The 23,717-nt window shown below is 61.0% G+C and carries 27 protein-coding genes and 1 tRNA gene; 13 read left to right on the plus strand and 15 right to left on the minus strand.

Annotation, left to right across the window (positions count from 1 at the left end; genetic code table 11):
* Positions 1-2: 2 nt before the first annotated feature.
* Both HNQ36_RS05595 and HNQ36_RS05600 read right to left on the minus strand, forming a co-directional pair.
* Positions 3-875 (minus strand): branched-chain amino acid ABC transporter permease, encoded by an 873-nt coding sequence (locus tag HNQ36_RS05595; RefSeq protein ID WP_046826388.1) that lies wholly within the window; start codon positions 873-875, stop codon positions 3-5.
* 132 nt (positions 876-1,007) lie between these two features.
* Entirely contained in the window at positions 1,008-2,174 is a 1,167-nt protein-coding gene (locus HNQ36_RS05600) for an ABC transporter substrate-binding protein (protein ID WP_184082953.1), read from the minus strand.
* A gap of 204 nt (positions 2,175-2,378) precedes the next feature.
* On the opposite strand from HNQ36_RS05600, the gene paaG reads away from it, so the two are divergent.
* From paaG to HNQ36_RS05640, 8 genes are read left to right on the plus strand one after another with little or no spacing between them, the layout of a single operon-like run.
* Complete coding sequence (gene paaG, locus HNQ36_RS05605) at positions 2,379-3,170, plus strand: 2-(1,2-epoxy-1,2-dihydrophenyl)acetyl-CoA isomerase PaaG (RefSeq protein WP_184082954.1); 792 nt, start codon at positions 2,379-2,381, stop codon at positions 3,168-3,170.
* On the plus strand, positions 3,170-3,637 hold the full coding sequence (paaI, locus tag HNQ36_RS05610; protein WP_184082955.1) for a hydroxyphenylacetyl-CoA thioesterase PaaI: 468 nt from the start codon (positions 3,170-3,172) through the stop codon (positions 3,635-3,637). Before paaG ends, paaI begins: the two co-directional genes overlap by 1 nt.
* A 15-nt stretch (positions 3,638-3,652) precedes the next feature.
* On the plus strand, positions 3,653-4,984 hold the full coding sequence (paaK, locus tag HNQ36_RS05615) for a phenylacetate--CoA ligase PaaK (RefSeq protein WP_184082956.1): 1,332 nt from the start codon (positions 3,653-3,655) through the stop codon (positions 4,982-4,984).
* 8 nt (positions 4,985-4,992) lie between these two features.
* A complete protein-coding gene (locus HNQ36_RS05620; RefSeq protein WP_184082957.1) occupies positions 4,993-5,628 on the plus strand; it encodes a TetR/AcrR family transcriptional regulator in 636 nt (211 codons plus the stop codon).
* 48 nt (positions 5,629-5,676) lie between these two features.
* On the plus strand, positions 5,677-7,710 hold the full coding sequence (gene paaZ / locus HNQ36_RS05625; protein ID WP_184082958.1) for a phenylacetic acid degradation bifunctional protein PaaZ: 2,034 nt from the start codon (positions 5,677-5,679) through the stop codon (positions 7,708-7,710).
* 29 nt (positions 7,711-7,739) lie between these two features.
* Positions 7,740-8,045, plus strand: a complete 306-nt coding sequence (locus HNQ36_RS05630; RefSeq protein WP_184082959.1) for an EthD family reductase — start codon at positions 7,740-7,742, stop codon at positions 8,043-8,045.
* 16 nt (positions 8,046-8,061) lie between these two features.
* The gene (locus HNQ36_RS05635; protein ID WP_184082960.1) at positions 8,062-9,333 is read left to right on the plus strand and encodes a cytochrome P450; all 1,272 of its coding nucleotides are present in this window, start codon (positions 8,062-8,064) and stop codon (positions 9,331-9,333) included.
* Between the two features lie 21 nt (positions 9,334-9,354).
* Positions 9,355-9,780 (plus strand): PaaI family thioesterase, encoded by a 426-nt coding sequence (locus HNQ36_RS05640; RefSeq protein WP_184082961.1) that lies wholly within the window; start codon positions 9,355-9,357, stop codon positions 9,778-9,780.
* On the opposite strand, the gene paaE is transcribed toward HNQ36_RS05640, so the two are convergent.
* The 10 genes from paaE to HNQ36_RS05690 all read right to left on the minus strand — a co-directional run bounded on the left by paaE (position 9,781) and on the right by HNQ36_RS05690 (position 16,854).
* Positions 9,781-10,860, minus strand: coding sequence for a 1,2-phenylacetyl-CoA epoxidase subunit PaaE (gene paaE, locus HNQ36_RS05645; protein WP_184082962.1), 1,080 nt, complete (start codon positions 10,858-10,860; stop codon positions 9,781-9,783).
* 37 nt (positions 10,861-10,897) lie between these two features.
* The gene (paaD, locus tag HNQ36_RS05650; RefSeq protein WP_184082963.1) at positions 10,898-11,398 is read right to left on the minus strand and encodes a 1,2-phenylacetyl-CoA epoxidase subunit PaaD; all 501 of its coding nucleotides are present in this window, start codon (positions 11,396-11,398) and stop codon (positions 10,898-10,900) included.
* Entirely contained in the window at positions 11,392-12,168 is a 777-nt protein-coding gene (gene paaC, locus HNQ36_RS05655; protein ID WP_184082964.1) for a 1,2-phenylacetyl-CoA epoxidase subunit PaaC, read from the minus strand. Before paaC ends, paaD begins: the two co-directional genes overlap by 7 nt.
* 129 nt (positions 12,169-12,297) lie before the next feature.
* Positions 12,298-12,585, minus strand: a complete 288-nt coding sequence (gene paaB, locus HNQ36_RS05660; RefSeq protein WP_006020444.1) for a 1,2-phenylacetyl-CoA epoxidase subunit PaaB — start codon at positions 12,583-12,585, stop codon at positions 12,298-12,300.
* A gap of 8 nt (positions 12,586-12,593) precedes the next feature.
* Positions 12,594-13,589: a 1,2-phenylacetyl-CoA epoxidase subunit PaaA gene (gene paaA, locus HNQ36_RS05665; protein WP_184082965.1), complete on the minus strand. Its 996-nt coding sequence runs from the start codon at positions 13,587-13,589 to the stop codon at positions 12,594-12,596.
* Positions 13,590-13,645: 56 nt separating this feature from the next.
* Complete coding sequence (gene paaX / locus HNQ36_RS05670) at positions 13,646-14,539, minus strand: phenylacetic acid degradation operon negative regulatory protein PaaX (protein ID WP_184082966.1); 894 nt, start codon at positions 14,537-14,539, stop codon at positions 13,646-13,648.
* A 54-nt stretch (positions 14,540-14,593) separates the two neighbouring features.
* Positions 14,594-14,791 (minus strand): hypothetical protein, encoded by a 198-nt coding sequence (locus HNQ36_RS05675; RefSeq protein WP_184082967.1) that lies wholly within the window; start codon positions 14,789-14,791, stop codon positions 14,594-14,596.
* Positions 14,792-14,814: 23 nt separating this feature from the next.
* Positions 14,815-14,961: a hypothetical protein gene (locus HNQ36_RS05680; RefSeq protein WP_184082968.1), complete on the minus strand. Its 147-nt coding sequence runs from the start codon at positions 14,959-14,961 to the stop codon at positions 14,815-14,817.
* A 101-nt stretch (positions 14,962-15,062) separates the two neighbouring features.
* A complete protein-coding gene (gene amaB / locus HNQ36_RS05685; protein ID WP_210311939.1) occupies positions 15,063-16,595 on the minus strand; it encodes an L-piperidine-6-carboxylate dehydrogenase in 1,533 nt (510 codons plus the stop codon).
* Between the two features lie 184 nt (positions 16,596-16,779).
* Positions 16,780-16,854 (minus strand) — tRNA-Glu (locus tag HNQ36_RS05690).
* Positions 16,855-17,135: 281 nt separating this feature from the next.
* Here HNQ36_RS05690 and HNQ36_RS05695 point away from each other — a divergent pair.
* Both HNQ36_RS05695 and HNQ36_RS05700 read left to right on the plus strand, forming a co-directional pair.
* Entirely contained in the window at positions 17,136-17,912 is a 777-nt protein-coding gene (locus tag HNQ36_RS05695) for a cyclase family protein (protein ID WP_184082969.1), read from the plus strand.
* A gap of 87 nt (positions 17,913-17,999) precedes the next feature.
* Positions 18,000-18,572, plus strand: coding sequence for an HdeD family acid-resistance protein (locus HNQ36_RS05700; protein ID WP_184082970.1), 573 nt, complete (start codon positions 18,000-18,002; stop codon positions 18,570-18,572).
* A 17-nt stretch (positions 18,573-18,589) separates the two neighbouring features.
* Here HNQ36_RS05700 and HNQ36_RS05705 read toward each other — a convergent pair whose 3' ends face one another.
* Positions 18,590-18,850, minus strand: a complete 261-nt coding sequence (locus HNQ36_RS05705) for a hypothetical protein (protein ID WP_184082971.1) — start codon at positions 18,848-18,850, stop codon at positions 18,590-18,592.
* On the opposite strand from HNQ36_RS05705, the gene HNQ36_RS05710 reads away from it, so the two are divergent.
* Complete coding sequence (locus tag HNQ36_RS05710) at positions 18,849-19,094, plus strand: hypothetical protein (RefSeq protein ID WP_184082972.1); 246 nt, start codon at positions 18,849-18,851, stop codon at positions 19,092-19,094. The genes HNQ36_RS05705 and HNQ36_RS05710 overlap by 2 nt on opposite strands.
* A gap of 5 nt (positions 19,095-19,099) precedes the next feature.
* On the opposite strand, the gene HNQ36_RS05715 is transcribed toward HNQ36_RS05710, so the two are convergent.
* Together HNQ36_RS05715 and epmA are read right to left on the minus strand one after the other, a co-directional pair.
* Complete coding sequence (locus HNQ36_RS05715) at positions 19,100-20,167, minus strand: lysine-2,3-aminomutase-like protein (RefSeq protein WP_184082973.1); 1,068 nt, start codon at positions 20,165-20,167, stop codon at positions 19,100-19,102.
* On the minus strand, positions 20,164-21,216 hold the full coding sequence (epmA, locus tag HNQ36_RS05720) for an EF-P lysine aminoacylase EpmA (RefSeq protein ID WP_184082974.1): 1,053 nt from the start codon (positions 21,214-21,216) through the stop codon (positions 20,164-20,166). Before epmA ends, HNQ36_RS05715 begins: the two co-directional genes overlap by 4 nt.
* Before the next feature lie 138 nt (positions 21,217-21,354).
* Here epmA and efp point away from each other — a divergent pair, with 138 nt between their 5' ends.
* Together efp and HNQ36_RS05730 are read left to right on the plus strand one after the other, a co-directional pair.
* Positions 21,355-21,921, plus strand: coding sequence for an elongation factor P (gene efp / locus HNQ36_RS05725; protein WP_019197229.1), 567 nt, complete (start codon positions 21,355-21,357; stop codon positions 21,919-21,921).
* A gap of 22 nt (positions 21,922-21,943) precedes the next feature.
* Entirely contained in the window at positions 21,944-23,677 is a 1,734-nt protein-coding gene (locus tag HNQ36_RS05730) for a M23 family peptidase (RefSeq protein ID WP_184082975.1), read from the plus strand.
* Positions 23,678-23,717 lie beyond the last annotated feature (40 nt).

The following is a 23,717-nucleotide window of genomic DNA, read 5'->3' on the forward strand; positions in this document are numbered from 1 at the left end:
GCTCAGACCCTTTCCACGGTCCGCCGGCCAAACAGGCCTTGCGGCATGGCGAACAGGACGAGAAGGATAACGATGAAGGCAAAGGCGTCCTTGTAGGTCGAACTGATATAACCGACCCCGAACGCTTCAAGCAGGCCAAGCAGCAATCCGCCTGCGACCGCGCCAAGCGGATTACCCATGCCGCCCAGCATCGCGGCAGCAAATCCCTTCAATGCGAGCAATGTTCCCACATCGTAGCTCGTGAGTGTGATCGGCGTGATCAGGACACCGGCGACCGCGCCGATCGCGGCAGACCCTCCGAACGCCAGCGCCATGACCGTCGCCGTGTTGATGCCGACCAGCCGCGCGGCAAGCTTGTTCGCGGCGGTCGCAAGCACGGCTTTACCGAGCACCGTGCGCTCCAGAAACACATACAGCAGAAGCACGATCACGCCCGTTCCGCCGAGCACCCAGAAGCTCTGCGGCTGGATGGCAGCTCCGAGCAGATTGACCGGCGTGTCGCCGGAGATACTCGGAAGCTTGTGGAACTGCTTGTCGAACAAGACCTGCGCCACGCCACGCAACAAGATCGAGGCGCCAATTGTGATGATGATCAGCGTGACCGGCGATGCATCGCGAGCGGGCTCGATGGCGAGCCAGTACAACAAAAGACCGACGACAACAGCCACGCACACCGCAAGAAGAGCTGCGAGCGGCAGCGGAACGCCTGCCGCAGCGGCGAACACCGTCACCATCCCGCCCAGCATCACAAACTCGCCCTGGGCGAAATTGACGACGTCGGATGCATTGTAGACGAGCGTGAACCCAAGAGCGACGAGCGCGTACACCGCGCCCACGGTCAGTCCGGAAACAAGAAATTGGACAAACTCTGGCATTCACGCTCCACGAACGACGATGGCAGCCGAGGGCTGCCGTTCCCGGCGATATAATTCATTCAGGCAGAGAGATGGTGCTCCCGGACGGAGCAATCCAAACCATCCGGGAGCATCAATACCGACGCGGCGGGCTTACGAGCCCGGCTTGATCAGCGACCAGTCGCCGCCCTTGATTTCCAGCATGCGGAACGCAGAGAGATCGAGGCCAAGGTGATCGGTCGGCGTCATGTTCACAATACCGCCGGTGCCGACAAAGCCCTTGGTCTTCTCGATTTCGTCACGGATCTTCTTCGGGTCGTTTGAACCGGCGCGCTTCATGGCGTCGATCAGGATGTACAGGCCGTCATAGGCATGGCCGCCGAAGGTCGAGACCGGGCTTTTCGCGGTGTCCTCGTAGGTCTTCTTGTAGTCGACCACGACCTTCTTCTGCGGATCGCTGTCCGGCAGCTTGTCACCGACCAGCAGCGCGGCCGCCGGCAGGCGGATGCCGTCAGCAGCGGCACCTGCGAGATCGATGAAGCTCTTCGAGGCCACGCCGTGGCTCTGATAAAGCGGCGTCGCGGTCATGCCGAGCTGCGCATAGTTGCGGGTGACGATCGCAGGTCCCTGCCCGAAGCCAGGATTGACGATGGCCTGAACACCAGCGGTGTTCTTGATCTTGGTCAGCTGGCCGGTCATGTCGCTGTCGCGCGGACCGTAGCTTTCCTCGGTGACGATCTTGATACCGTAGTTCAGTGCGACCTTGGTGCACTGGGCCTTCATCGAAGCGCCGAAGCCGTCGGTGCCCGAGATCATGGCGATGTTCGTGAGCTTACGCTCCTTCAGATTTTCGAAAATCTTTTCGCACGCCATCTTATCGGTGTGCGGCGTCTTGAAGACATACTTGCGGACCGGGTCGATGATTTCGACCGCACCGCCGAACGAAATAAACGGAACCTGTGCTTCCTCGAAAACCGGGATCATCGCCATGGTTGTTCCGGTGGTCGAACCGCCCGCCATTGCAATAACCTTGTCGTCCTCGATCAAACGCGTGGCGAATGTGCGCGCCTTGTTGGCGTCGCCGCCATCGTCATAAACGATGAGTTCGATTTTCTTGCCGTTGACGCCGCCAGCCGCGTTGATTTTCTCGACATACATCCGCAGCGTTTTGTCTTCAGGCTCGCCGAGGAAAGAAGCCGGACCCGTCACCGAAAGGACGGAACCGATTTTTACGGTCTGCTGCGCGAATGCGGGACTGCTGAGCGCCAATCCGGCGGCGCCGGCGGCCAATAATAGTTTCAATGCTGAAGTCGGCTTCATGGTTTCCTCCCTGAATGATGGGCGCCCGTTTTTTGGAGAGCTTGCCCGGCGCATCTTGTTCGTCACATCGGCGAATTGTCCCAGACAAATCGTCTCATGTGATCTGATGCGCTTCTGACCCCATCAATATAATTGACCGAACGGTTGGTCAATAGTAATATGCTTTCCAACGGCTGACAGAAACAGGCCGATTGGGAGGACGCTGTGGACAAAGATGTGGTCCTGACCGAGATCCGCGAAGGATATCGCGTCATCACGCTCAACAGGCCCGACAGCCTCAACTCGTTCAACGCAAGCGTGCATGCCGCAATGGATGCGGCATTGACCGATGCGGAAGCCGACAAGGCATGCCGTGCATTGGTCCTCACAGGCGCGGGACGCGGGTTCTGCGCCGGACAGGATTTGTCGGAAGTGGATTTCACCCCCGGCCAGAAGCCAGACCTCACTGTCACGCTGGATCGGCACTACAATCCTTTCATTCGCCGATTGCGAAAACTGCCGCTGCCTATCGTCTGCGCGGTGAATGGCGTGGCTGCCGGCGGCGGCGCCAATATTGCGTTTGCGTGCGACATCGTACTGGCAGCGCGATCCGCAAAATTCATCCAGGCCTTTTCCAAGATCGCCCTTGTGCCGGACTGCGGCGGCACATGGTTCCTGCCGCGCCTTGCAGGAAGTGCGCGCGCTCGTGCCCTCTCGATGCTGGCCGAACCTGTCACCGCCGAGCAGACCGAAGCATGGGGCATGATCTGGAAGGTGGTGGACGATGCGGGCCTGATGGCGGAAGCACACCGCCTCGCCGCTCATCTCGCCAAACAGCCGACCGGCGCACTGGCACTCACCAAGCAGGCACTCGACGCGTCAGAGACCAATACGCTCGATCAACAGCTCGATCTTGAACGCGATCTTCAGGGTGCAGCAGGTCGTGCTCCGGATTTTGCGGAAGGCGTCAACGCATTCCTCGAAAAGCGCGCGCCTCGTTTCGTCGGAGGCATGTGATGGACGCCTCTATTGCTGGTGATAGAGATCCACATGCGATCGCCCAGGCTTGTGCCAACAAGATGTGGCAGGACGATCGGGCCAGCAAGGGCCTCGGCATGAGCCTGCAGCGGATCGCGCCGGGCGAAGCCGTTCTCTCGATGACCGTCCGAAAGGAAATGACGAATGGTCACGGCATCTGCCACGGCGGTTTTATCTTCACGCTGGCTGACTCCACGTTTGCGTTTGCCTGCAACACCTATGACCAGCGCACGGTCGCGCAGCAATGCGCAGTAACCTTTCTCCAGCCGGTCCGCGAGGGCGAGACGCTCACCGCGCACGCCGTCGAACGTACCCGCGCCGGGCGCGGCGGCATTTACGACGTCACCGTTCGCGACAGCAGCAACAAGGTGATCGCCGAATTTCGCGGGCATTCGCGGACGATCTCGGGCCAGTTGCTCGATAACCAGCAGCAAGACCACAAGTAGGATTGGGAGAGAACGTTGCTTCAGATACCGCTACGCAAGCTCGACCGGTTGACGCCCGAACCGACGGAGCTCGATCGTTACGAGATCGCCTCCCGCGATGAAATCCGCGCACTTCAGCGCGAGCGTCTGGCATGGTCGCTCCGTCATGCGTATGAGAACGTGCCGCACTACCGCGCGAAATTCGACGCCGCGGGCGTCACCCCGGATTCATTCAAGGATCTTCCCGATCTGGCGAAATTTCCCTTCACGATCAAGACCGACCTGCGGGACAACTATCCGTTCGGCATGTTCGCCGTACCTGAAAAGGATGTTGCACGCATCCATGCATCGTCAGGAACGACCGGCAAGCCAACCGTTGTCGGCTACACCAAGCGCGACATCGAAACCTGGAGCGACGTGGTCGCACGCTCGATCCGCGCCGCAGGTGGACGTGCGGGCATGAAGGTCCATATCGCCTATGGCTATGGGCTGTTTACCGGCGGTCTCGGTGCTCATTACGGCGCGGAGCGTCTGGGCTGCACTGTCATCCCGATCTCAGGCGGCATGACAGAGCGGCAGGTCCAGCTCATCAACGACTTCAAACCCGAAGTCATCATGGTGACGCCCTCCTACATGCTGGCGATCCTCGACGAATTCAGGAAGCAGGGTCTCGACCCGCGGAAGTCATCGCTGCGTATCGGCATCTTCGGTGCGGAGCCGTGGACCAACGCCATGCGCGAGGAAATCGAAGAGGCCTTCGATCTTCACGCCGTCGATATCTACGGGCTGTCAGAGGTGATGGGCCCGGGCGTCGCGAGCGAGTGCGTCGAAACCAAGGATGGCCTGCACATCTGGGAAGATCATTTCTATCCTGAGGTCATCAATCCCGCGACCGGCGAAGTGTTGCCCGACGGTGAAAAAGGCGAACTGGTCTTCACCTCGCTGACGAAGGAAGCTATGCCCGTCATCCGTTACAGAACTCGCGATCTGACACGGCTGCTGCCCGGCACCGCGCGATCGCTGCGGCGGATGGAAAAGGTCACGGGACGCTCCGACGACATGATGATCGTTCGCGGCGTTAACGTATTTCCTACCCAGATCGAGGAAAAGCTGCTCACCATTCACGATCTTTCCCTGCACTATCAGCTTGTGCTGACGCGCGACGGCCGCATGGACAATATGGAAATCCAGGTCGAAGCGCGACCAGAAGCCAGCTTTCCCGCACGCGAGGCTGCGACGAAGCAATTGGTGCAATCGGTGAAAGACACCATCGGCATTACGGCAGTCGTCACCGTTCTCGATCCGGGAAGTATTGAACGCTCTGTCGGCAAGGCCAAGCGCATCATCGATCGCAGGCCAAAGGAATAGAACTTCATATGGCACGCAGCCGCGCCAACGACTACGACGACAAACGACAGGCGATCCTTGATCGCTCGGCGGAGCTTTTCTCGGCGCACGGTTACGACCGCGCGTCGATGAACAAGATCGCCGAAGCCTGCGGCGTGTCCAAGGCCAATCTCTATCATTACTACAAGGACAAGGAAGGTCTGCTGTTCGACGTCATCCGCTTCCATCTCGAGGAACTGTTGGAAGTCGTCGAAACAGCGGACGATCCGGGCGCGCCGCCCGAGGCGCGTTTGCGTGGACTGATCGCGGCTCTACTGGAAGCCTACCGGGACGCCGATTCCCAGCACAACGTGCAGATCAGCAGCATGCGGTTTCTGCCTCACGAGCGTCAGACCGAACTTAAAAGGATGGAGCGCGATCTCGTCACCATCTTTTCATCGGCCGTCGTCGGCGTCGCGCCTCACCTCAAGGGAACCAAGATGTTGACACCGGTGACCATGTCGCTGTTCGGCATGGTCAACTGGCATTACCTCTGGTTCAGAAGCACCGGATCGGTCAGCCGCGCGGAATACGCCGATCTCGTGACCAGGCTGATCGTTGACGGCGCTCGTAATGTTCTCAAGCAACCGTCAAAGACGTCCAAACGCACTGCAGCGGCGGAATAGACTCATTTCTCAACCGGTGCTGCCCGCACCCAACATCGAAGTGATCGCATGAAACTCGATAGCTACGTCAACGGACAGTGGGCCGCACCGGGGCGCGACCTCGTCGAAGTGCGCAGCGCCGTTACCGGCGATGTGGTCGCAGAAGCAACAAGCGGCGGGCTGGATATGCATAGCGTCCTCGCATATGCCCGCACTGTCGGCGGGAAGAATCTACGCAAGCTGACGTTCCACCAGCGCGCGGATCTACTGAAGAAGCTTGCGCAATACCTGACGGAGCGCAAAGACCAGCTTTACAAACTGTCGTTCCAGACCGGCGCGACGCGCACAGATAACCTGATCGATGTCGATGGCGGCATCGGCACGCTGTTCGTCTACGCCGGCAAGGGACGCCGCGAGCTTCCGAATTCCACCTTCCTGCTGGACGGCGCGGTCGAGCCGATGGGCAAAGGCGGAACATTCGCAGGCCAGCACATCGTCACCTCGCTGCATGGCGCCGCAGTTCACATCAACGCATTCAATTTCCCCTGCTGGGGATTGCTTGAAAAGCTTGCGCCCGCGCTGCTAGCGGGCGTTCCGGTCGTCTCAAAGCCCGCAACTGTCACCTCCTATGTCGCCCACGCGCTCGCGCGCATGATCGCCGAATCCGGAATTCTTCCCGAAGGCGCGTTTCAATTCATCGTCGGCAGCACCGGCGATCTGTTCGATCACCTCACCTGCCAGGACGTTGTGTCGTTCACCGGCTCCGCCGATACATCCGAGAAGCTTCAGCGGCATCCGGTCATCGCGCGGGAAGCCGTCCGCTTCATCGCAGAGCGGGATTCGCTCAACGCCGCTATCCTCGCGCCGGACGCCAAACCCGGCACGCCGGAGTTCGACCTGTTCGTCAAGGAAGTCGCCAAGGAGATGACGGTCAAGGCCGGGCAGAAATGCACGGCGATCCGCCGCGCACTCGCGCCGTCGGCCAGTGTCGGGGCCGTCATCGATGCCCTGCGCGAACGGCTCGCGAAGGTGGCCATCGGAAATCCTGAACTGGAAACCGTTCGCATGGGCCCCGTGGTCGGCCTCGACCAGCGCCGCGATGTCCTTGCTCACGTGAAGACGTTGCGGACCGAAGCGCAGCTTGTCGCAGGCGATCCCGACAATTTCGACATTCAGGGAGCGGATGTCACGCGTGGCGCGTTCCTTCCGCCCCTGCTGCTGCATTGTGCCAATCCTATTCGCGCGACGAATGTTCATTCGATCGAGGCCTTCGGCCCGGTCTGCACCGTGATGGGTTACGGCGACCTCGAGGAAGCCATAACACTCACCAATCGCGGCGGCGGCAGTCTGGTTGCATCGGTCTATACTCACGATCCCAAGGTGGCGTCGGACCTCGTGTTCGGCGTCGGCAGCTTCCACGGCCGGCTTGTGATGATTGATCGCGACTGCGCCAAGGAACAAACTGGTCATGGCTCGCCGATGCCGCAGATGGTTCATGGCGGCCCCGGCCGCGCAGGAGGCGGCGAGGAACTGGGCGGCGTACGCAGCGTGCATCATTACATGCAGCGCACCGCGTTGCAGGGCTCACCTACGATGCTGACGGGCATCACCGGAAGTTGGACGAAGAATGCGCCCGTCATCGAGAAGGACCGGCATCCGTTTCGGTTTCATTTCGAGGATCTGGACGTCGGACAGACGTTCTATTCGAAGGAGCGCACCATCACGCTCGAGGACATCGAACATTTCGCCCATTTCACGGGCGACACGTTCTATGCCCACATGGACGAAGAAGCCACGAAGGGCCATCCGTTCTTTCCCGGGCGTGTCGCGCACGGCTACCTTTTGCTGTCGTTCGCTGCTGGCCTGTTCGTCGACCCCGATCCAGGTCCGGTGCTCGCCAACTACGGCCTCGATTCATTGCGCTTCATCAAGCCGATCCAGCCGGGTGAAACCATCAAGGTCCGGCTTACGGCAAAAGAAAAATCGCCGCGCAACAAGCAGTACGGCGAAGTGCGTTGGGATGTGGAAATCCTGACCGACAAAGACGAGTCTGCGGCAACCTACGAATTGCTGACCATGAACGCAGTGCGGCCTCAGGCATAACTAAAACAACAACGACAGGGAGAGACCCGATGATCCTCGTGACAGTGATGTATCCGGCCGGCGAAGCATTCGACACCAACTACTATCTCAAGACGCACATGCCGCTGGTGAAGGATCGTTGGGGTCCGCTTGGACTCAAAAGCGCGCAAGCCATCAAGGGTATCGTGAAAGCTGACGGCAGCGCGCCCGATTATCAGATGACTGCGCTGCTGACATTCGGATCGATGGATGATTTCAAGGCCGCCGGTAAGGCCCATGGCAAGGAAATCTTCGCCGACATTCCCAATTTCACCAAGGCGCAGGCCGTGGTGCAGATCAACGACGTCGTCTTCTAGATCTTAGGCTGGTCAGGTGTCATCAACGGATCGAACAGATCCTGAGAGTGCACGTCGTTCGGTTTCCGGCGATGATGCCGCGATTGCGCGCGCCTTCTCGCTCAAGGACCTTCCCGACGCATTCTACGATGATCCTTACCCGACCTATCGCGCGCTGCAGTCTGCCGATCCGATCCATCGCATGCCGGACGGATCGCTGTTCCTCACCCGCCATCGCGATCTGGAAGCTATCTACAAGGACACGACACGCTTCAGTTCCGACAAGAAAGTCGAGTTCGCACCAAAGTATGGCGCGAGCTCGCTGCTCTTCCAGCACCACACCACAAGTCTCGTTTTCAACGATCCGCCGCTGCATACCCGTGTGCGCCGTCTGATCGCAGGCGCTCTGAATCCACGCGCCATCGCCGAGATGGAGCCGGGACTGATCGCGCTCGTCGACCGGCTGCTGGACGATATGCAGGCGCGCGGCAATGCCGACCTCATCGAGGATTTTGCGTCCGCTATTCCCGTCGAAGTGATCGGCAACCTGCTTGCCATTCCCCATGAGGATCGCGCGCCGCTGCGCGGCTGGTCGCTGGCGATTCTTGGCGCGCTGGAGCCCTTCCTTTCAGAGGATGTGCAGGCACGTGGCGAACGCGCGGTCAGCGAATTTCTCGATTACCTCCGCTGTCTGGTGGCCGATCGCCGCGCACGGCCCGGCGACGCAGAGCGCGACGTCCTGACCCGCCTGATCGAAGGTGAAGCTACCAGCGGCGAGCGGCTGAGCGAGATCGAGCTTCTGCAGAACTGCATTTTCATCCTGAACGCAGGTCACGAGACGACGACCAACCTGATCGGTAACGGGCTGGAACTGCTGCTGCGTTTCCCGCAGGAACGACAACGCCTGATCGACGAGCCGGCATTGATCAAGCCTGCGGTTGAGGAGTTCCTGCGTTTTGAGTCCTCGAACCAGCTTGGAAACCGTCGCGTCGTGCAAGACACCGAACTCGATGGCGTGGCACTCTCGGAAGGTGCACTGATTACGCTGTGCATCGGCGCGGCGAACCGGGATCCTGACGTATTCGCGCAACCGGGGCAGCTCGACGTCGGCCGCTCTCCGAACCGGCACCTCGCGTTCGCCACCGGCGCGCACGCCTGCGTCGGCCTCACCCTCGCCCGCCTCGAAGGCAGGATCGCGATCAGCCGGTTTCTCGCGCGCTTCCCGAACTTCAAAGCCAGTGGGCCTACCCACAGGGCGCGACGCGTGCGCTTCCGCGGCTTCACATCGCTTCCCGTTACCCTCGCCTAGGCTTCATTCACAGGACACCGCATGCCGACATTCGATAAGCCAGCCGCTACAACCTTGCTCAAATCAGTCTTCGCGCAGTGGGTGCAAGACCTCGACCTGTCGATTGAAAGCATTGAGGGCGACGGCGCCGTGCTGCGCATGCGCTTCTCGGACAAGCTCTGCCGCGACAACGGCGTTGTCTGCGGTCAGGCCTTGATGAGTCTGGCCGATACCTCGATGGTGTTTGCGATCTGCTCCGCAGCGGGCGAATATTTTCCGATGACCACGGTGGATCAGACCATCCACTTCATGCGTCCGGCCATGCGCACGGATCTGCTGGCGGAAGCACGCGTCGTGCGGATGGGGAAAACCATGGCTTACGGCAGCGTGTCGATCCGGACGGACGCCGACGCGCGGCCCGTGGCGATGGCCCAGACAGCCTACGCCCTGCTCCGCGACGCCAAATAGTCACATCTGGTCGTAATCAACCACGACGCGGCTTGAGACCGGGTGTGCCTGGCATGTCAGCACGAACCCGGCTTCAAGCTCCCACGGCTCGAGCGAATAGTTGACGTCCATCCGCGTCTCGCCTTCGACGATCTTGGCGCGGCAGGTGCTGCACATGCCGCCCTTGCAGGCATATGGAAGGTCCATTCCGGCGCGCAACGCGGCGTCGAGAATGGCTTCGCCGTCGGCGATCGGCACATCCTTGCGCTTGCCGTCCACGATCAGCGATGCGACCGCCTTAGGCGGCGCTTCCGGCACGATCTGAATCTTCGGACGCGGCTTGCCGCCGAATTCCGATACAAAGCGCTCGACGTGCACGTGATCTTTGGGAATGCCGAGATCGATGCAGGTCGCCTCGATCTCTTCGCTCATGGCAACCGGCCCGCAGACGAACACATGATCGACCGCAGCCGCCGGCACCATCGCGCGCAGCAACACCTCGACCTTCGCACGGTCGAGCCGGCCATACAGGATCGGCAGATCCTGCTCCTCCTGCGACAGCACATGGAACACCGACAGGCGGCCCATGAACCGGTCCTTGAGTTCTTCCAGCGCTTCGCGGAACAGAATGCCGTTGGTCGCACGGTTGCCGTAGAACAGAAAGAAGCGGCTGTTGGGTTCGCGCGCGAGGAAGCCGCGCACGATGGACATGATCGGCGTGATGCCGGAGCCGGCTGCAAAGCCGACATGGATACGTGCCTGATCAGGCGCATGTGCCACGCCGAAGCGGCCGGTGGGCGTCATCACGTCAAGCTCATCGCCGGATTTCAGTTCGTCCAGCGCCCAGCTTGAGAACGCGCCGCCGTCGACTTTCTTGACCGCGATACGCAGTTCGTGATCGTCGGGGCTCGAGCAGATCGAATACGAACGTCGTACTTCCTCGCCATCCATGGTCGTGCGCAGCGTCAGATACTGGCCGGGCGCGAAGGCATAATCCTGCGCCAGTTCGCCCGGAATTGCGAACGTCATCGACACCGCATCGGCGGTCTCGCGGCGCAGATCGTCGACGGCAAGACGATGGAATTTTGGAACGTGTGACATTTGAGATCGCTCTGGTCCGCTCATGCTCTCGGCTGGGCTAGTGACACTTAAAATAATCGAACGGCTCACGGCACGCCTTGCAGCGCCATAGCGCCTTGCAGGAGGTCGAGCCAAATTCGGAAAGCACTTCGGTGTTCACCGATCCGCATTGCGGACAGGCCACTTCCTGCTCGCCGAACAGCGCACGACGTCCACCTCCAGTCTGAGGCGGCGCGATGCCATACTCTTTCAGCTTCTGGCGGCCCTGCTCGCTCATCCAGTCCGTGGTCCAGGCCGGTGACAACACCGTGCGAATCTTGGGATTGCGGATGCCTTCGCGTTCAAGCGCCAGCTCGATTTCCAGCGCAATCATGTTCATAGCCGGGCAGCCGGAATAGGTCGGCGTAATTGCAACTTCGACCGCACCGTCGGTCACGGTCACGTCACGCAGCACGCCAAGATCGGCGATGGTCAGCACCGGAATTTCAGGGTCGACCACCTGTGCTGCCGCGTTCCATGCGGTCTGTCGGAGATCGTGCATGTTGCTGCCGGTTACCATGTCGCGTTCGGGAAGGTTCGCTGCATCGATTGCAGTTCGCTGAGCAGATGCCCGAGATGTTCGGTGTGGTTACCTGATCGGCCGCCCTTTTGCATCCAGTCGCTGGCCGGACGCTTCAGCGTCGCCACGCCCAGAACATTGGAGACCGTCTCCACCCAGCGACCGCGCAGGCTTTCCGGATCAATGGCGATACCGGACGAAATCAGGTCCGCATCGCTTTGATCGGCGTGGAACAGTTCTCCGGTGAAAGCCCAGAGGTCGTCAATCGCGGTTTGCGCGCGGCGATGGCTTTCTTCCGTTCCGTCCCCGAGCCGGATCATCCACTCCGATGTATGCCGCAGATGATAGGCGCTTTCCTTCTCGGATTTCGCAGCGATCGCCGCCAGCGTCTCATCCTTGGATTTCATCATCGCGCGCCAATAGGGATCGGCGAAGGCTGAGTAGAAAAACTGCCGCACAATGGTGCGCGCAAAATCGCCGTTCGGCTGCTCGACCAGCAGAAGGTTGCGATACTGCCGGACGTCGCGCAGGTAGGCATACTTGTCTTCGTCGTTGCCCACGCCTTCGACCTTGGCAGCGTAGGTGTAGAGCTCGCGCGCCTGCCCGATCAGATCGAGGCCCATATTGGCGAGCGCCATGTCCTCTTCCATCATCGGGGCGTGTCCGCACCATTCGGACACGCGGTGCCCGAGGATCAGCGCGTCATCGGCCCGGCGCAGCGCGTAAAGCACGAGCGGACTTTCAGAAATACTGATGGAAGACGTTGCCATGGTTCAATACTCGCGATGTCATTCCGGGATGCGCCTCTTGGCGCAGACCCGGAATCCATGTGCCAGCGATGGTATGGATTCCGGGTTCGCTCGTTTCACTCGCGCCCCGGAATGACGAGTGAATGCCAATTACATATGGCCGACTTCGTCGGGCACGTCATAGAAGGTCGGATGGCGATAGATCTTCGACATCGCCGGCTCGAACATCATGCCCTTCTCGGACGGATCGGACGCGATGATCGCGTTCGACGGCACGATCCAGATCGACAGTCCCTCGCCGCGCCGCGTGTAGATGTCCCGCGCCGCCTGAAGCGCCAGCGTCGCGTCAGCAGCATGCAACGATCCGACATGCTTGTGGGCAAGGCCGTTCCGGCTGCGGATGAAAACTTCCCAAAGCTGGGTGTTCTGAGTGGTCATGACACCTCCTAAGCCGCAACCGCAGCGGTGCGGCGCGCCTGTTGTTTCTCCGCATAAGCGGCCGCCGCTTCACGCACCCACGCGCCTTCGTCGTGGGCTTTGCGGCGCGCGGCGATGCGGTCACGGTTGCATGGGCCGTTGCCCGAAAGCACCTGCTTGAATTCGTTCCAGTCGATCGCGCCGTAGTCCCAGTGGCCGGTCGCCTCGTTCCACTTCAGGTCGGCGTCCGGGATCGTGAGGCCGAGATAGTGGGCCTGAGGGACGGTCGCATCGATGAACTTCTGACGCAGGTCGTCGTTCGAGAACCGCTTGATCTTCCACTGCGTGGACTGATCGCTGTGCTGGCTGAGCTGGTCCGGCGGACCGAACATCATCAGGCAGGGCCACCACCAGCGGTCCAGCGCGTTTTGCGCCATGGCCTTCTGCTCCTCGGTGCCACGCGACAGCGTCAGCATGATCTCGTAGCCCTGACGCTGGTGGAACGACTCTTCCTTGCAGACGCGGATCATCGCGCGCGCGTAAGGACCGTACGAACAACGGCAGAGCGGGATCTGGTTCATGATGGCCGCGCCATCGACCAGCCAGCCGATCGCGCCGATGTCGGCCCAGGTCGGCGTCGGATAATTGAAGATCGAGGAATACTTCGCCTTGCCGCTCAGCATCAGGTCGACAAGTTCTTCACGCGATGAGCCAAGCGTCTCGGCCGCCGCGTAGAGATAGAGCCCGTGACCGCACTCATCCTGCACCTTGGCCAGAAGCGCGGCCTTGCGGCGCAGCGTCGGCGCACGGGTGATCCAGTTGCCTTCCGGCAGCATGCCGACGATTTCGGAATGGGCGTGCTGGGAAATCTGGCGCGTCAGCGTCTTGCGATACGCGGCCGGCATCCAGTCGTTCGCCTCGATGCGATCATCGGCATCAATGCGCGCCTGGAAATGCGCCGCACGTTCCGCGTCCTCGACATGAACGACTTCGGCTTCCGATGTGTTGAGCGCTTGCGTGTACATCGCCGTTTCCTCCAGGAGACGCCGATTAAAATATAACAAAAATATCGTATCGCAAGTTATTTCTGTAACATATTGCGCTGCACGTCCGAAAACCGACGCTTGAGTTCCGGCCCCGGCGGACGCAGCGAACCTGTTGCGCTCTCCCCATGCGCGTCCAGCCAGGATTCGGAAGCAGGCAGAAGGGCTTGATAAAGCCGAGCACAGAATTGCCGCGCTTCGAGCGCAGGCCATGCGGGCGGCAACAACGACGCGGGAAGCAGCGGATCGCGCAGGATCACCCGCCTGTAGTGATGGATCAAAAGCACCCGGGCGAGGATGGCATCCGCCGGAACCATGTTGTCGGCATCGCTGACCCAAGCCTCCAGCGGCGCAAAGGTTTTCATGAACTCGCGATACGACTCTGCGGTCCGCTCCAGTGACCAGCTCGCATCGACCAGCCGCCGCCCCGTGGCATCGTCAGCCGACACCTCAAGCCGGATCGCGCCGGCGGCGATCGACGGCAGCGAAACATTGGACGGCGCCACCCAGACGCCAGGCATCGGGCTGCCGAAGCCAGCCTCGGTCAAAGCCGTGCGCGATGCTTCGCGGTCCGCTCCGTTTCCGATCAGCAGGAGCTCGAAGCGCCCGGCCCAGTCCGACGAATGCGGGTTATAGACATGCTCGACGGCCGTTTCGAACCGCTCGCGCCCGCTCTTTGCGAGCTTGTAGAAGCTCTTCCGGCCCACCTTGTCCCGGTCGAGCCAGCCATCGGTGGCGAGCCGCGACACCGCAGTCCGTACCACGCCCCCGTCGGTTCCCAGCATGTCCAGGAACTGCAGAAGCGTTCCCAGCCAGACCGACCCGCCGCGTGGCAGAATCGCATCGCCGTAGAACGTGATGATGAGGGAGCCGGTGCGAGACGGTTCGCGTTTGAATCGGCTGACGATGCGGGAAAGCGATGGGTGACTCATGGCCCCGCAGCATAGTGCATTCCATCGGGCGGGCGAGCCCGGAAGAGAAGCACGCTAAAGAAACGCTGCTTCGGTAATCAGCGCGGCAAACAAGCATCTTACCGTCCATTCCGGACAAGCTAGATGAGCTTCTTCATCTAAAATCTGAGGAATTTCAGGGAGAGACTGCCCTGATTGCCAGTCTACGGCCGCTAGGCTTCCATCCATATTGACGCCAAGGGACATCGTCAGCGCAGAGAGCGCTTTGTCCATAGCGACCGCCTCAAACCGGGCGATCAGACGTGAAAATGCCAAACCAGCAGAACGACGCCCAACACCGCTGCGCCGCTGAGTACCCAGCCGGCAACGTAAGCGGCGTTCTCAAGACCCAGATCGTGCATGTTCTCTGTCGGCACCTGGTGGACACGCCAATGGTCAGCCATCGCAGCCTCCAATGAAGCCTCCCTGTGAGAGACAATCGCGAACCTGCATGGAGGTTCCGCTACTCACCTAAATTCGGCGAGGCGGCCTTGTTATCGGAGAGTCATCCGACGTCGAACTTGACGCCCTGGGCGAGCGGCAGGTCGCGCGAATAATTGATCGTATTGGTGGCCCGGCGCATATAGCCCTTCCACGCATCCGATCCGGATTCACGCCCGCCCCCCGTCTCCTTCTCGCCGCCGAACGCGCCGCCAATCTCGGCGCCAGACGGGCCGATATTGACGTTGACGATGCCGCAATCGGACCCGGCCGACGACATGAAGGTTTCAGCTTCCTGAATGTCGGTTGTGAAGATCGATGACGCGAGCCCCTGCGGAACGCCGTTGTGCATGGCGATCACGTCGGTCAGGTCGCGATAACGGATGACATAGAGAACTGGCGCGAAGGTCTCGCGCAGGACAGGCCCCTGCTGCCCCGGCATTTCCACGAGCGCCGGCGTTACATAGTAAGCCGATGGCAGAGCGCGATCGACGCGCCCGCCCCCATGAACCTTGCCGCCGAGCGCCTGCGCTTCTGTCAGTGATTTCTCCATCGCCTCGTAAGCTGCCGCATCGATCAACGGGCCGATCAAGGTCGACGGCTGGGACGGATCGCCGATCGCGACCGAAGCATAAACATTGCGCAGCTTCGCGATGAACCCCTCCGCGATGCTTTCATGAACGAACAGCCGCCGCAGCGAGGTACAACGCTGTCCTGCGGTCCCCATGGCGGAGAACGCGATGCTGCGCAGCGCGAGATCCTGATTGGCGGACGGCGTGACAATCGCCGCGTTGTTGCCGCCCAGCTCGAGAATACAGCGGCCGAAACGCGCCGCGACCCGCGGCCCCACGTCCCGGCCCATACGCGTCGAACCGGTCGCGGATACGATCGCAACCTTCGGATGATCGACGAGAGCCTCGCCAACAGCCCGGCCGCCCTGAACAAGTCCGGCAAGCCCAAGCGGCGCAGCGGCAAACCGCACCAGCGCGCGCTCAATGACAGCCTGCACCGCATAGGCCGTCAGCGGCGTCTTTTCCGACGGCTTCCAGATGACGGAATCGCCGCACACCAGAGCGAGAGCCGCATTCCAGCACCAAACGGCAACCGGAAAATTGAACGCCGTCACGATTCCGCAGACACCGGCAGGATGCCAAGTTTCCATCATGCGATGACCCGGCCGTTCGGTGGCGATGGTGAGGCCATAGAGCTGCCGCGACAATCCGACGGCAAAGTCGCAGATATCGATCATCTCCTGTACTTCGCCCAATCCTTCGGAGAGGATCTTGCCGGTCTCGATGGTCACCAGACGACCCAAATCCTCCTTGGACCGGCGCAGTTCCTCACCCAGAAGCCGCACCAGTTCGCCACGGCGCGGTGCCGGAACGCTGCGCCAAATCAGGTATGCCGCATGCGCCTGCTCGATCGTCCTGCGCACGTCATCTGCACTTGCCTCCGGTAGATGACCGACAGTCAGGCCATCGATAGGCGACCGCGCGACGAGACTGCCCTGCGCTGCAAACGGCGGGGCTGCACCGAGCTTCTTCAACAGATCAATTGCTTCATGAGCAACGGTCGAACGTTCCATGCGAGCACTCATTTCCGACTCCCACTCGGCGACTTCACCAAAGAGATGATCAGGCTCAAGCAGTTCCGTGTCATCGAGACACGACCCGCGTTTCCGCCGTTCAAATATTGCGCGTTCTTCGACAAGCGAAGACCGCAGCCTCTTGCGATCATCATCGCAGAGCTACAGTACGCCGGGTTCGTAGTTGTATGAAGAATGGCGCTCCCTAGCGGAATCGAACCGCTCTCTCCACCGTGAAAGGGTGGCGTCCTAACCGATAGACGAAGGGAGCGAAAAGGCTGCAACCGCTGCGCACCGGGTGGTACGTGGACCGTTGTCTTTTCGCCTTGGATCAAGTCATTTAATCGCACAAAATCAATGCGTTAGCATTGACCTGAGTGGCAACGAACCGCAACCCCGTGAGGTGATTTGGCCGACGCGGGGGAACGTATAAAGGCGTTTCGCGACTGCGGCAAGCCGCCAGATGCCCCGGCTTGAGCGGTGTGCGTAACTTCATGCACACTCCCTTGAGACCTGCCGCCCGCAGTGGGCCGGGCCGCCGGAGCGCCAAGCATGACCCGCAAGCTGATCGACATTTCCGTACCGCTGCAAAACGACGTGCCAGCGGATCCTCCGGGCGGCCATCCCACGATCCAGTATATCGACCATCAGCAGGGATTGCCGCGAATGCTGCAGTTCTTCGACGGATTGAAGAAAGAAGACCTGCCCGACGGCCAGGGCTGGGCCGTGGAGCAGGTCAGCCTCTCCACGCACAACGGCACCCACCTCGATGCGCCCTATCACTTTCATCCGACCATGAACCGCGGCGAGCGCTCATGGACGATCGATGAAGTTCCGCTGGAATGGTGTTTCCAGCCCGGCGTGAAACTGGACTTCCGTCATTTTCCCGACGGCTATGTCGCGACCGCCGCCGATGTCGAAAGCGAACTGAAGCGGATCGAACACACCCTCAAACCGCTCGAGATCGTCGTCGTCAACACCAGCGCCGGCGCGAAGTACGGCCGGCAGGATTACGTCACGTCCGGTTGCGGGATGGGCTACGAGGCAACGATGTATCTGCTGGAGCGCGGCGTGCGGCTCACCGGCATCGATGGCTGGAGCTGGGACGCGCCGTTCGTCTACACCGCGAAGAAGTATGCCGAGACTAAAGACGCCAGCCTGATCTGGGAAGGTCACAAGGCCGGCCGCCACATCGGCTATTGCCACCTCGAAAAGCTGCACAATTTAGAACAATTGCCATCGACCGGATTCACCGTGTCATGCTTCCCGGTTAAGATCGAGCGTGCATCAGCCGGCTGGACCCGCGCAGTCGCGATCCTCGACGCGTAGACTGAGCCGGGTGGCGCTTACAACCCCATCAGCCCAGGACTAAGCTGGCCGTAACGGCAGACCGAAACCAGGAACAGGAGACCGTCCATGACGATGCCTCAGGATGTCGCCGGGCTTCATGAGCGAATGAAGGAAGCCGTCAAGGCGAACTGGAAAGCCTTCCTGATCGAGGGCATCGTTCTGGTGATCTTGGGGATGGCTGCGATTGCGATTCCGTTGCTCGCCAGCATCGCAGTCACGATCTTCCTCGGCTGGCTGTTCCTGATCAGCGGCGCGGTCGGGCTCTACCTCACCTTCACCACGCGCGACATGCCCGGCTTCTGGTGGTCGCTGCTCTCGGCAGTGCTCGCACTTGCCGCTGGCATCATCCTGATTGTTCAGCCTGTGGCGGGAACGCTGACGCTCACGCTCGTGGTCAGCGCCTACTTCATCGCCGAAGGCATCACCACAATCATGTATGCCCTCGCCCATCGCAGTGAACTTTCCGGGCGCTGGGGATGGCTGCTCGTGTCGGGCATCGTCGATCTGGTGGTGGCTGCGCTGATCATCGCAGGGCTTCCCGGATCAGCCGCGTGGGCCATCGGACTGCTCGTCGGCATCAACCTCGTGTTCGGCGGCACCTCCCTGATCGGGATGGCGCTCGCCGCGCGAAAGGCCTGACGGTTCGAGACTGCTGCCTAACAGCCTCGGCAAATGCTCTTGATCTTGCGATCGAGCGCCTTGTCTTCGGCCGATTCCGTATAGTTCTTTTCCTCAAGGGTCGGCACATCGCTCGCGCGCGGCTGCCGATGTCCGACAGGTGCCTGCGGAATGCCGCCCGAATTCGTCGTCGCCGAGGGTGTCGCGGGACCGGATGTTGTTCCACTTTTGCTTTGCGCCAGTGCACCTGACGTGGCCAGCAGCAGGACCATCATGGCCATCGGGATGGATTTTCTCATGTCACACCTCACCAATGTGATTCCTCAGCGCGAGATCACTCTACTGGGAACGATTGGGATTTTCTATCGTTCCGCAGTTGCGTCTTCCTTGCGCCGCACAATCCTGCACCTTGCGCAGATCCGCCATCGATCCGAGCAGCCAGATACCGGCGACCACAAGCAGGACGAAAAAGCCGAACATCACCGCATTTTCGACAGCTCGATTGCCGTCGTTTTCGGGAGGTTCGGGTCCCGCCATCGTTGAGCTGCCTACTCTGCAGGCGGATAAAGATGAACATCACCGCAGTAGTCCGCAACACGATAACGGTCTTCCGCGTCTTCACTTATCCGCGAGAGATACTGCGGCCCGACCGGCGCCTTGCCGTGACCGCCCGGAATGTCGAGCACGTAATCCGGCTGGCACAGTCCCGACACACGCCCGCGCAGATGCTGCATCAACTTCTGCCCTTCCTCCAGCGTCGTGCGCAAATGCGCCGTGCCCGGCGCAAGGTCGCCGTGATGCAAATAATACGGCTTGATGCGGCATTCGACGAAACCGCGCATCAGCGCCTCCAGCGTCTCCGGATCGTCGTTGACCCCGCGCAGCAGCACCGACTGGCTGACCATCGGAATACCCGCGTCGATGATCCGCGCGCAGGCGCCACGCGCCTCAGTCGTCAGTTCGCGCGGATGGTTGGCGTGGACCGCGACCCATGTGGTCGCGCCGCTCACGCGCAAGGCGGCCACGGTCTCATCCGTCACGCGGCCCGGATCGGCAACCGGCACGCGGGTATGAATACGAATGATCCTGACATGATCGATCGCGGCGAGATCATTCATGATCTCTTTCAACCTGCGCGCCGACAGCATCAGCGGATCGCCGCCGGTCAGGATCACCTCCCAGATTTCCGGATGTGTGCGGATGTAATCCAAAGCACCGGCATAGGCCTCGTCGGAAAGCGCGGTCTCCTTGCCCGGCCCGACCATTTCGCGGCGGAAGCAGAACCGGCAATACACCGCGCAGACATGCACGAGCTTGAACAGCACGCGATCCGGATAGCGGTGCACAATGCCGCTGACCGGCGAATGCGCATGATCGCCGATGGGATCGGCGTTTTCATGAGGCTGAGTGACCAGTTCATCGGCGGAGGGAACGTATTGGCGTGCGATCGGATCGTGCGGATCGGACGTATCGATCAGCGCGGCCACAGCGGGTGTCACTGCGACCGCGTAGCGCGCCGCGACCTTTTCCAGCGCGGGTAGCTGCTCAGGAGACACGAGGCCATGCTCGATCAGGCCGGTTACAGTTCGCAATGTTGCAGCGGCGCGGCGGGTCATGCGTCACCTTCCTGCGGCGTCCAGACCACCTGATCGACCCGCGTTGCGCCGCTGGCCAGCATCACAAGGCGGTCGAACCCCAGCGCCACGCCACAGGCCTCCGGCATCCGCGTCATCGCCGCGAGGAAATCCTCGTCAAGCGGATAGCGTTCGCCGTACCGCCGCTCCTTCTCGTCCATCGCCGCGGTGAAGCGCAGCCGTTGTTCGCCTGCGTCGATCAATTCGCCGAAGCCGTTCGCGAGTTCGACCCCGCAGGCATAAACCTCGAACCGCTCGGCGACGCGCGGATCGGACGGCTTGGCGCGCGCCAGCGCCGATTCCGGCGCCGGATACTCATAGAGAATCGTCAAGCGGCCCAGCCCGAGATTCGGTTCAATATGCTCGACCAGAACCTTGCTGAAGATGTCCGACCACGTGTCGTCCTCGGTGATGCGGACGTGATGTCCCGCCATCACTGCGAGCGCATTGCGGTCCGCCTGTCCTTCGGGAATCGTTGCAAGCAAATCGATGGACGCGAAGCGCGAGAATGCATCCGCAACGGTCAGCAATTCCGGCGCGGCAAACGGGTCGGCGCTCTTGCCGCGGAATGAGAACGTCCCGATTCCCGTCTCCTGTGCCGCGCGCGCAATCACGACGATGCAATCGGCCATGACCGCTTCGTAGCCCTCATTGGCGCGGTACCATTCCAGCATTGTAAATTCCGGCAGATGCAGCAGGCCGCGCTCGCGATCCCTGAATACCCGGGCGAACTCCACAATCCTTGTCTCACCGGCGGCCAGCAGCTTCTTGCAGGCAAATTCGGGGGAGGTTCGGAGATAGTGCCTCGTCTTGTCGCCTGAAGCCGATGTCAGGTCCGCCGAGGGGGCATGAAGATGTGTCTCGTTTCCGGGCGATTTCTGAAGAATTCCGGTTTCGACCTCGGTGAACCCCTCACCTCCGAACCACTCTCGCGTAGCCCGGGTAATGGCGCTCCGCGCCTGCAAAAACGGCTTGCGGTCCACATGGCGACCGGGCATCCACCAGGGGGAAGGTTCCTGTCCCGCATTCATGCGCGAAATGCCTGATTCCCTAGCAAAATGCTGGCTTTGGCGCTCCAAATCGTTATGTTGCGGCCCGAAACCGCCTTGCCGGACCTCGAAGCGCCGACCCGGCACCGCAACCGGCCCTGAACATTAGGAAACCTATCTGTGAAAGTCATCGCCAGTTCGATCCGCAAGGGCAACATCATTGAGCAGGACGGCAAGCTATATGTCGTTCTGACTGCGGAGAACATCCACCCCGGCAAAGGAACTCCGGTCAGCCAGATCGAAATGCGCCGAATCAGCGACGGCACCAAGGTCTCCGAACGCTACAAAACGACCGATCAGGTCGAGCGCGCGTTCGTCGAGGACCGCGACTACAACTATCTGTACGAAGACGGCGACGGCTTCCATTTCATGAACAACGAGAACTACGACCAGCTCCTGGTGCCCAAGGATGTGGTCGGCACGCAGGCTCCTTACCTGCAGGAAAACATGACCGTGAAGCTGTCGATCCACGACAACATCGCGGTCGCGATCACCCTGCCCCAGCGCACCACGCTGGAAGTGGTCGACACCGAACCGGTGACCAAGGGACAAACGGCGTCGTCATCCTACAAGCCTGCAATGCTGTCGAACGGCGTCCGCACGCTGGTCCCACCGCACATCGGCACCGGCACGCGCATCGTCGTGATGACCGAAGACGGTTCTTACGTCGAGCGCGCGAAAGACTGAGCGCAGATCCCGTGAGGACGTAGTGACGACGGCGCGGGCAGCGAACAACAGAAGGACGGCATCGGGGAATTTCTGGTGCTGCTTTCTGTCCCTTGCCTCGCTCTCCGTTACCTCGCTCTTCTTTGGCCTGCTCGCGCAACCTGCTCGAGCCGGCGAATTCAAAACTCCCTCGATATCGCTCGTCAGGCCGGACTGGTCCGCCGCTGTCAACCAGCTCAAGACCGAAATCGACTCACAGCCGGTTGTGGTCGACAATTTCAGTTTCACGGGCCGACGTCCGTCACGTCAGGTCAAGACGCAACGCATCTCGGCGATCTCACAGATCAACACTGTCACGTCGCCGATTTTCTCCGGCATCGAACTAAGTCCGGTCCCGGTATTGTTGCCGTTCGACAGCGCGCTGTATCTCGCCGATCGCCGGAGCGGTGCGGTCAATCTTCTGATCCCGCGCTATCAGGCCGGCTTCCGCGCCGCCAGCATGTTCGAGGCCGGGCCGTCCGGCTACGATGCAGTCTTCCTGTTCGACCATGGCGCCGACGACAACATGCCATCCAGGGTCTATTCGCGACCCGTTGAGGTTCAGATCACCGCGTCACTGCTGATTTACGACATCAAGGACCCGCTTGCTGGAAAGGGCGAGCCGGTCAAATCGCTGGCGACCCAATTCCCGAACCTCCGCCGGGTGATCCGTGAAGGGTATGTACGCTACGCGTTCACACGGTTCGGCGTTCCCTATGTCGTTTCAATCCATTGCCTCGACAGCGTCGCGCGCAGCAAGCGCCTCTCCTGCCGCGAAGCCGTGCCGGTCGCCGAGCGTTTCCTCAAAGCCCTTCGCGTCGCAGGCGGCACCCCGCGTGATCCCCGTTACAACATCGCTTCCTACGCCTCTGAGCGGCCGATCGCATACGACGCGGACTTCACCTATCGCCCGCCGGGCGAGATCATCGCTAACAGCGGCTATCGCGGGCAAGGCGGCCATCAGGACTTTACGGTCTACTCGCAGATCCGCTTTCCTATCGAGAAAGCTCCCGCATTCGCCAACTCGCAGTCGTTCATGAATTGGGGTGACTGCAATCTCACGGGACGGGTCTCGTTTGCGCCGACCAAAGGCGATCCATATCGCTGCAAGCGCAATGACAAGCAGTTGGTGTTCGATGAATCGGCCAAGGAGAACTACAGCTACCCCTGGCAGGACAACTTCTGCGAGACACGCGACTTCGAGGTCGGACAGTGCGCCAATGGAATGGGGCATCAGGGTCAGGATATCCGCCCATCGACCTGTCACCTGCGCAACGATGGCGCGGATCGCTGCATCCCCGATCTTTTCCCGGTTGTCGCGGTCCGCGAGGGCGTGCTGATCAGGTCGCCGAAGCAACAGGCGGTATTCCTGCTGGTCAACACACGCAACGAGCACGTCCGCTTCCGCTACATGCACATGAACCCGGCGCGCCTCGACGCTGACGGCGTGATCTATGGACGGCACGTGACCGAGGGCGAACGGATCGGTGTGGTCTCGAACTTTCAGGATCGCCCCGGCGGAACGACAAACCATCTGCATTTCGACGTCCAGGTGTTCACGCGCGACGGCTGGCTCTGGGTTAATCCCTACGTCACCCTGATCTCGTCCTATGAACGCCTGATCGGCGGCCGCGGCCGGGAATACATCCAGCCGCCTCCTGAGGCACCTGCGATGGCGCATGCCCAACCGCCTGCGGATCTCCCGCCAAATGCTGTTAAGGAAGGCGGAGGCCGCTAGCGCTGAACGGGAACCGGTTTCCACGCAAGATCATTCCCAT

Source organism: Afipia massiliensis, from assembly GCF_014203115.1.
In the GTDB taxonomy this organism is placed as follows: Bacteria; Pseudomonadota; Alphaproteobacteria; order Rhizobiales; family Xanthobacteraceae; genus Afipia; species Afipia massiliensis.

What these genes read in the sequence shown, in the direction of transcription:
- HNQ36_RS05630 (WP_184082959.1), top strand. Translation starts at nt 7,740, where the DNA reads ATGATCCTCGTGACAGTGATGTATCCGGCCGGCGAAGCATTCGACACC.
- HNQ36_RS05600 (WP_184082953.1), bottom strand. Translation starts at nt 2,174, where the DNA reads ATGAAGCCGACTTCAGCATTGAAACTATTATTGGCCGCCGGCGCCGCC.
- paaC (WP_184082964.1), bottom strand. Translation starts at nt 12,168, where the DNA reads ATGGCAACGTCTTCCATCAGTATTTCTGAAAGTCCGCTCGTGCTTTAC.
- HNQ36_RS05640 (WP_184082961.1), top strand. Translation starts at nt 9,355, where the DNA reads ATGCCGACATTCGATAAGCCAGCCGCTACAACCTTGCTCAAATCAGTC.
- HNQ36_RS05710 (WP_184082972.1), top strand. Translation starts at nt 18,849, where the DNA reads ATGTCACACCTCACCAATGTGATTCCTCAGCGCGAGATCACTCTACTG.
- paaE (WP_184082962.1), bottom strand. Translation starts at nt 10,860, where the DNA reads ATGTCACACGTTCCAAAATTCCATCGTCTTGCCGTCGACGATCTGCGC.
- HNQ36_RS05680 (WP_184082968.1), bottom strand. Translation starts at nt 14,961, where the DNA reads ATGGCTGACCATTGGCGTGTCCACCAGGTGCCGACAGAGAACATGCAC.
- HNQ36_RS05595 (WP_046826388.1), bottom strand. Translation starts at nt 875, where the DNA reads ATGCCAGAGTTTGTCCAATTTCTTGTTTCCGGACTGACCGTGGGCGCG.
- paaX (WP_184082966.1), bottom strand. Translation starts at nt 14,539, where the DNA reads ATGAGTCACCCATCGCTTTCCCGCATCGTCAGCCGATTCAAACGCGAA.
- paaZ (WP_184082958.1), top strand. Translation starts at nt 5,677, where the DNA reads ATGAAACTCGATAGCTACGTCAACGGACAGTGGGCCGCACCGGGGCGC.
- paaB (WP_006020444.1), bottom strand. Translation starts at nt 12,585, where the DNA reads ATGACCACTCAGAACACCCAGCTTTGGGAAGTTTTCATCCGCAGCCGG.
- amaB (WP_210311939.1), bottom strand. Translation starts at nt 16,595, where the DNA reads ATGAGTGCTCGCATGGAACGTTCGACCGTTGCTCATGAAGCAATTGAT.
- HNQ36_RS05675 (WP_184082967.1), bottom strand. Translation starts at nt 14,791, where the DNA reads ATGGACAAAGCGCTCTCTGCGCTGACGATGTCCCTTGGCGTCAATATG.
- paaI (WP_184082955.1), top strand. Translation starts at nt 3,170, where the DNA reads ATGGACGCCTCTATTGCTGGTGATAGAGATCCACATGCGATCGCCCAG.
- HNQ36_RS05715 (WP_184082973.1), bottom strand. Translation starts at nt 20,167, where the DNA reads ATGACCCGCCGCGCCGCTGCAACATTGCGAACTGTAACCGGCCTGATC.
- HNQ36_RS05695 (WP_184082969.1), top strand. Translation starts at nt 17,136, where the DNA reads ATGACCCGCAAGCTGATCGACATTTCCGTACCGCTGCAAAACGACGTG.
- paaA (WP_184082965.1), bottom strand. Translation starts at nt 13,589, where the DNA reads ATGTACACGCAAGCGCTCAACACATCGGAAGCCGAAGTCGTTCATGTC.
- epmA (WP_184082974.1), bottom strand. Translation starts at nt 21,216, where the DNA reads ATGAATGCGGGACAGGAACCTTCCCCCTGGTGGATGCCCGGTCGCCAT.
- HNQ36_RS05700 (WP_184082970.1), top strand. Translation starts at nt 18,000, where the DNA reads ATGACGATGCCTCAGGATGTCGCCGGGCTTCATGAGCGAATGAAGGAA.
- paaD (WP_184082963.1), bottom strand. Translation starts at nt 11,398, where the DNA reads ATGGTAACCGGCAGCAACATGCACGATCTCCGACAGACCGCATGGAAC.
- HNQ36_RS05705 (WP_184082971.1), bottom strand. Translation starts at nt 18,850, where the DNA reads ATGAGAAAATCCATCCCGATGGCCATGATGGTCCTGCTGCTGGCCACG.
- HNQ36_RS05620 (WP_184082957.1), top strand. Translation starts at nt 4,993, where the DNA reads ATGGCACGCAGCCGCGCCAACGACTACGACGACAAACGACAGGCGATC.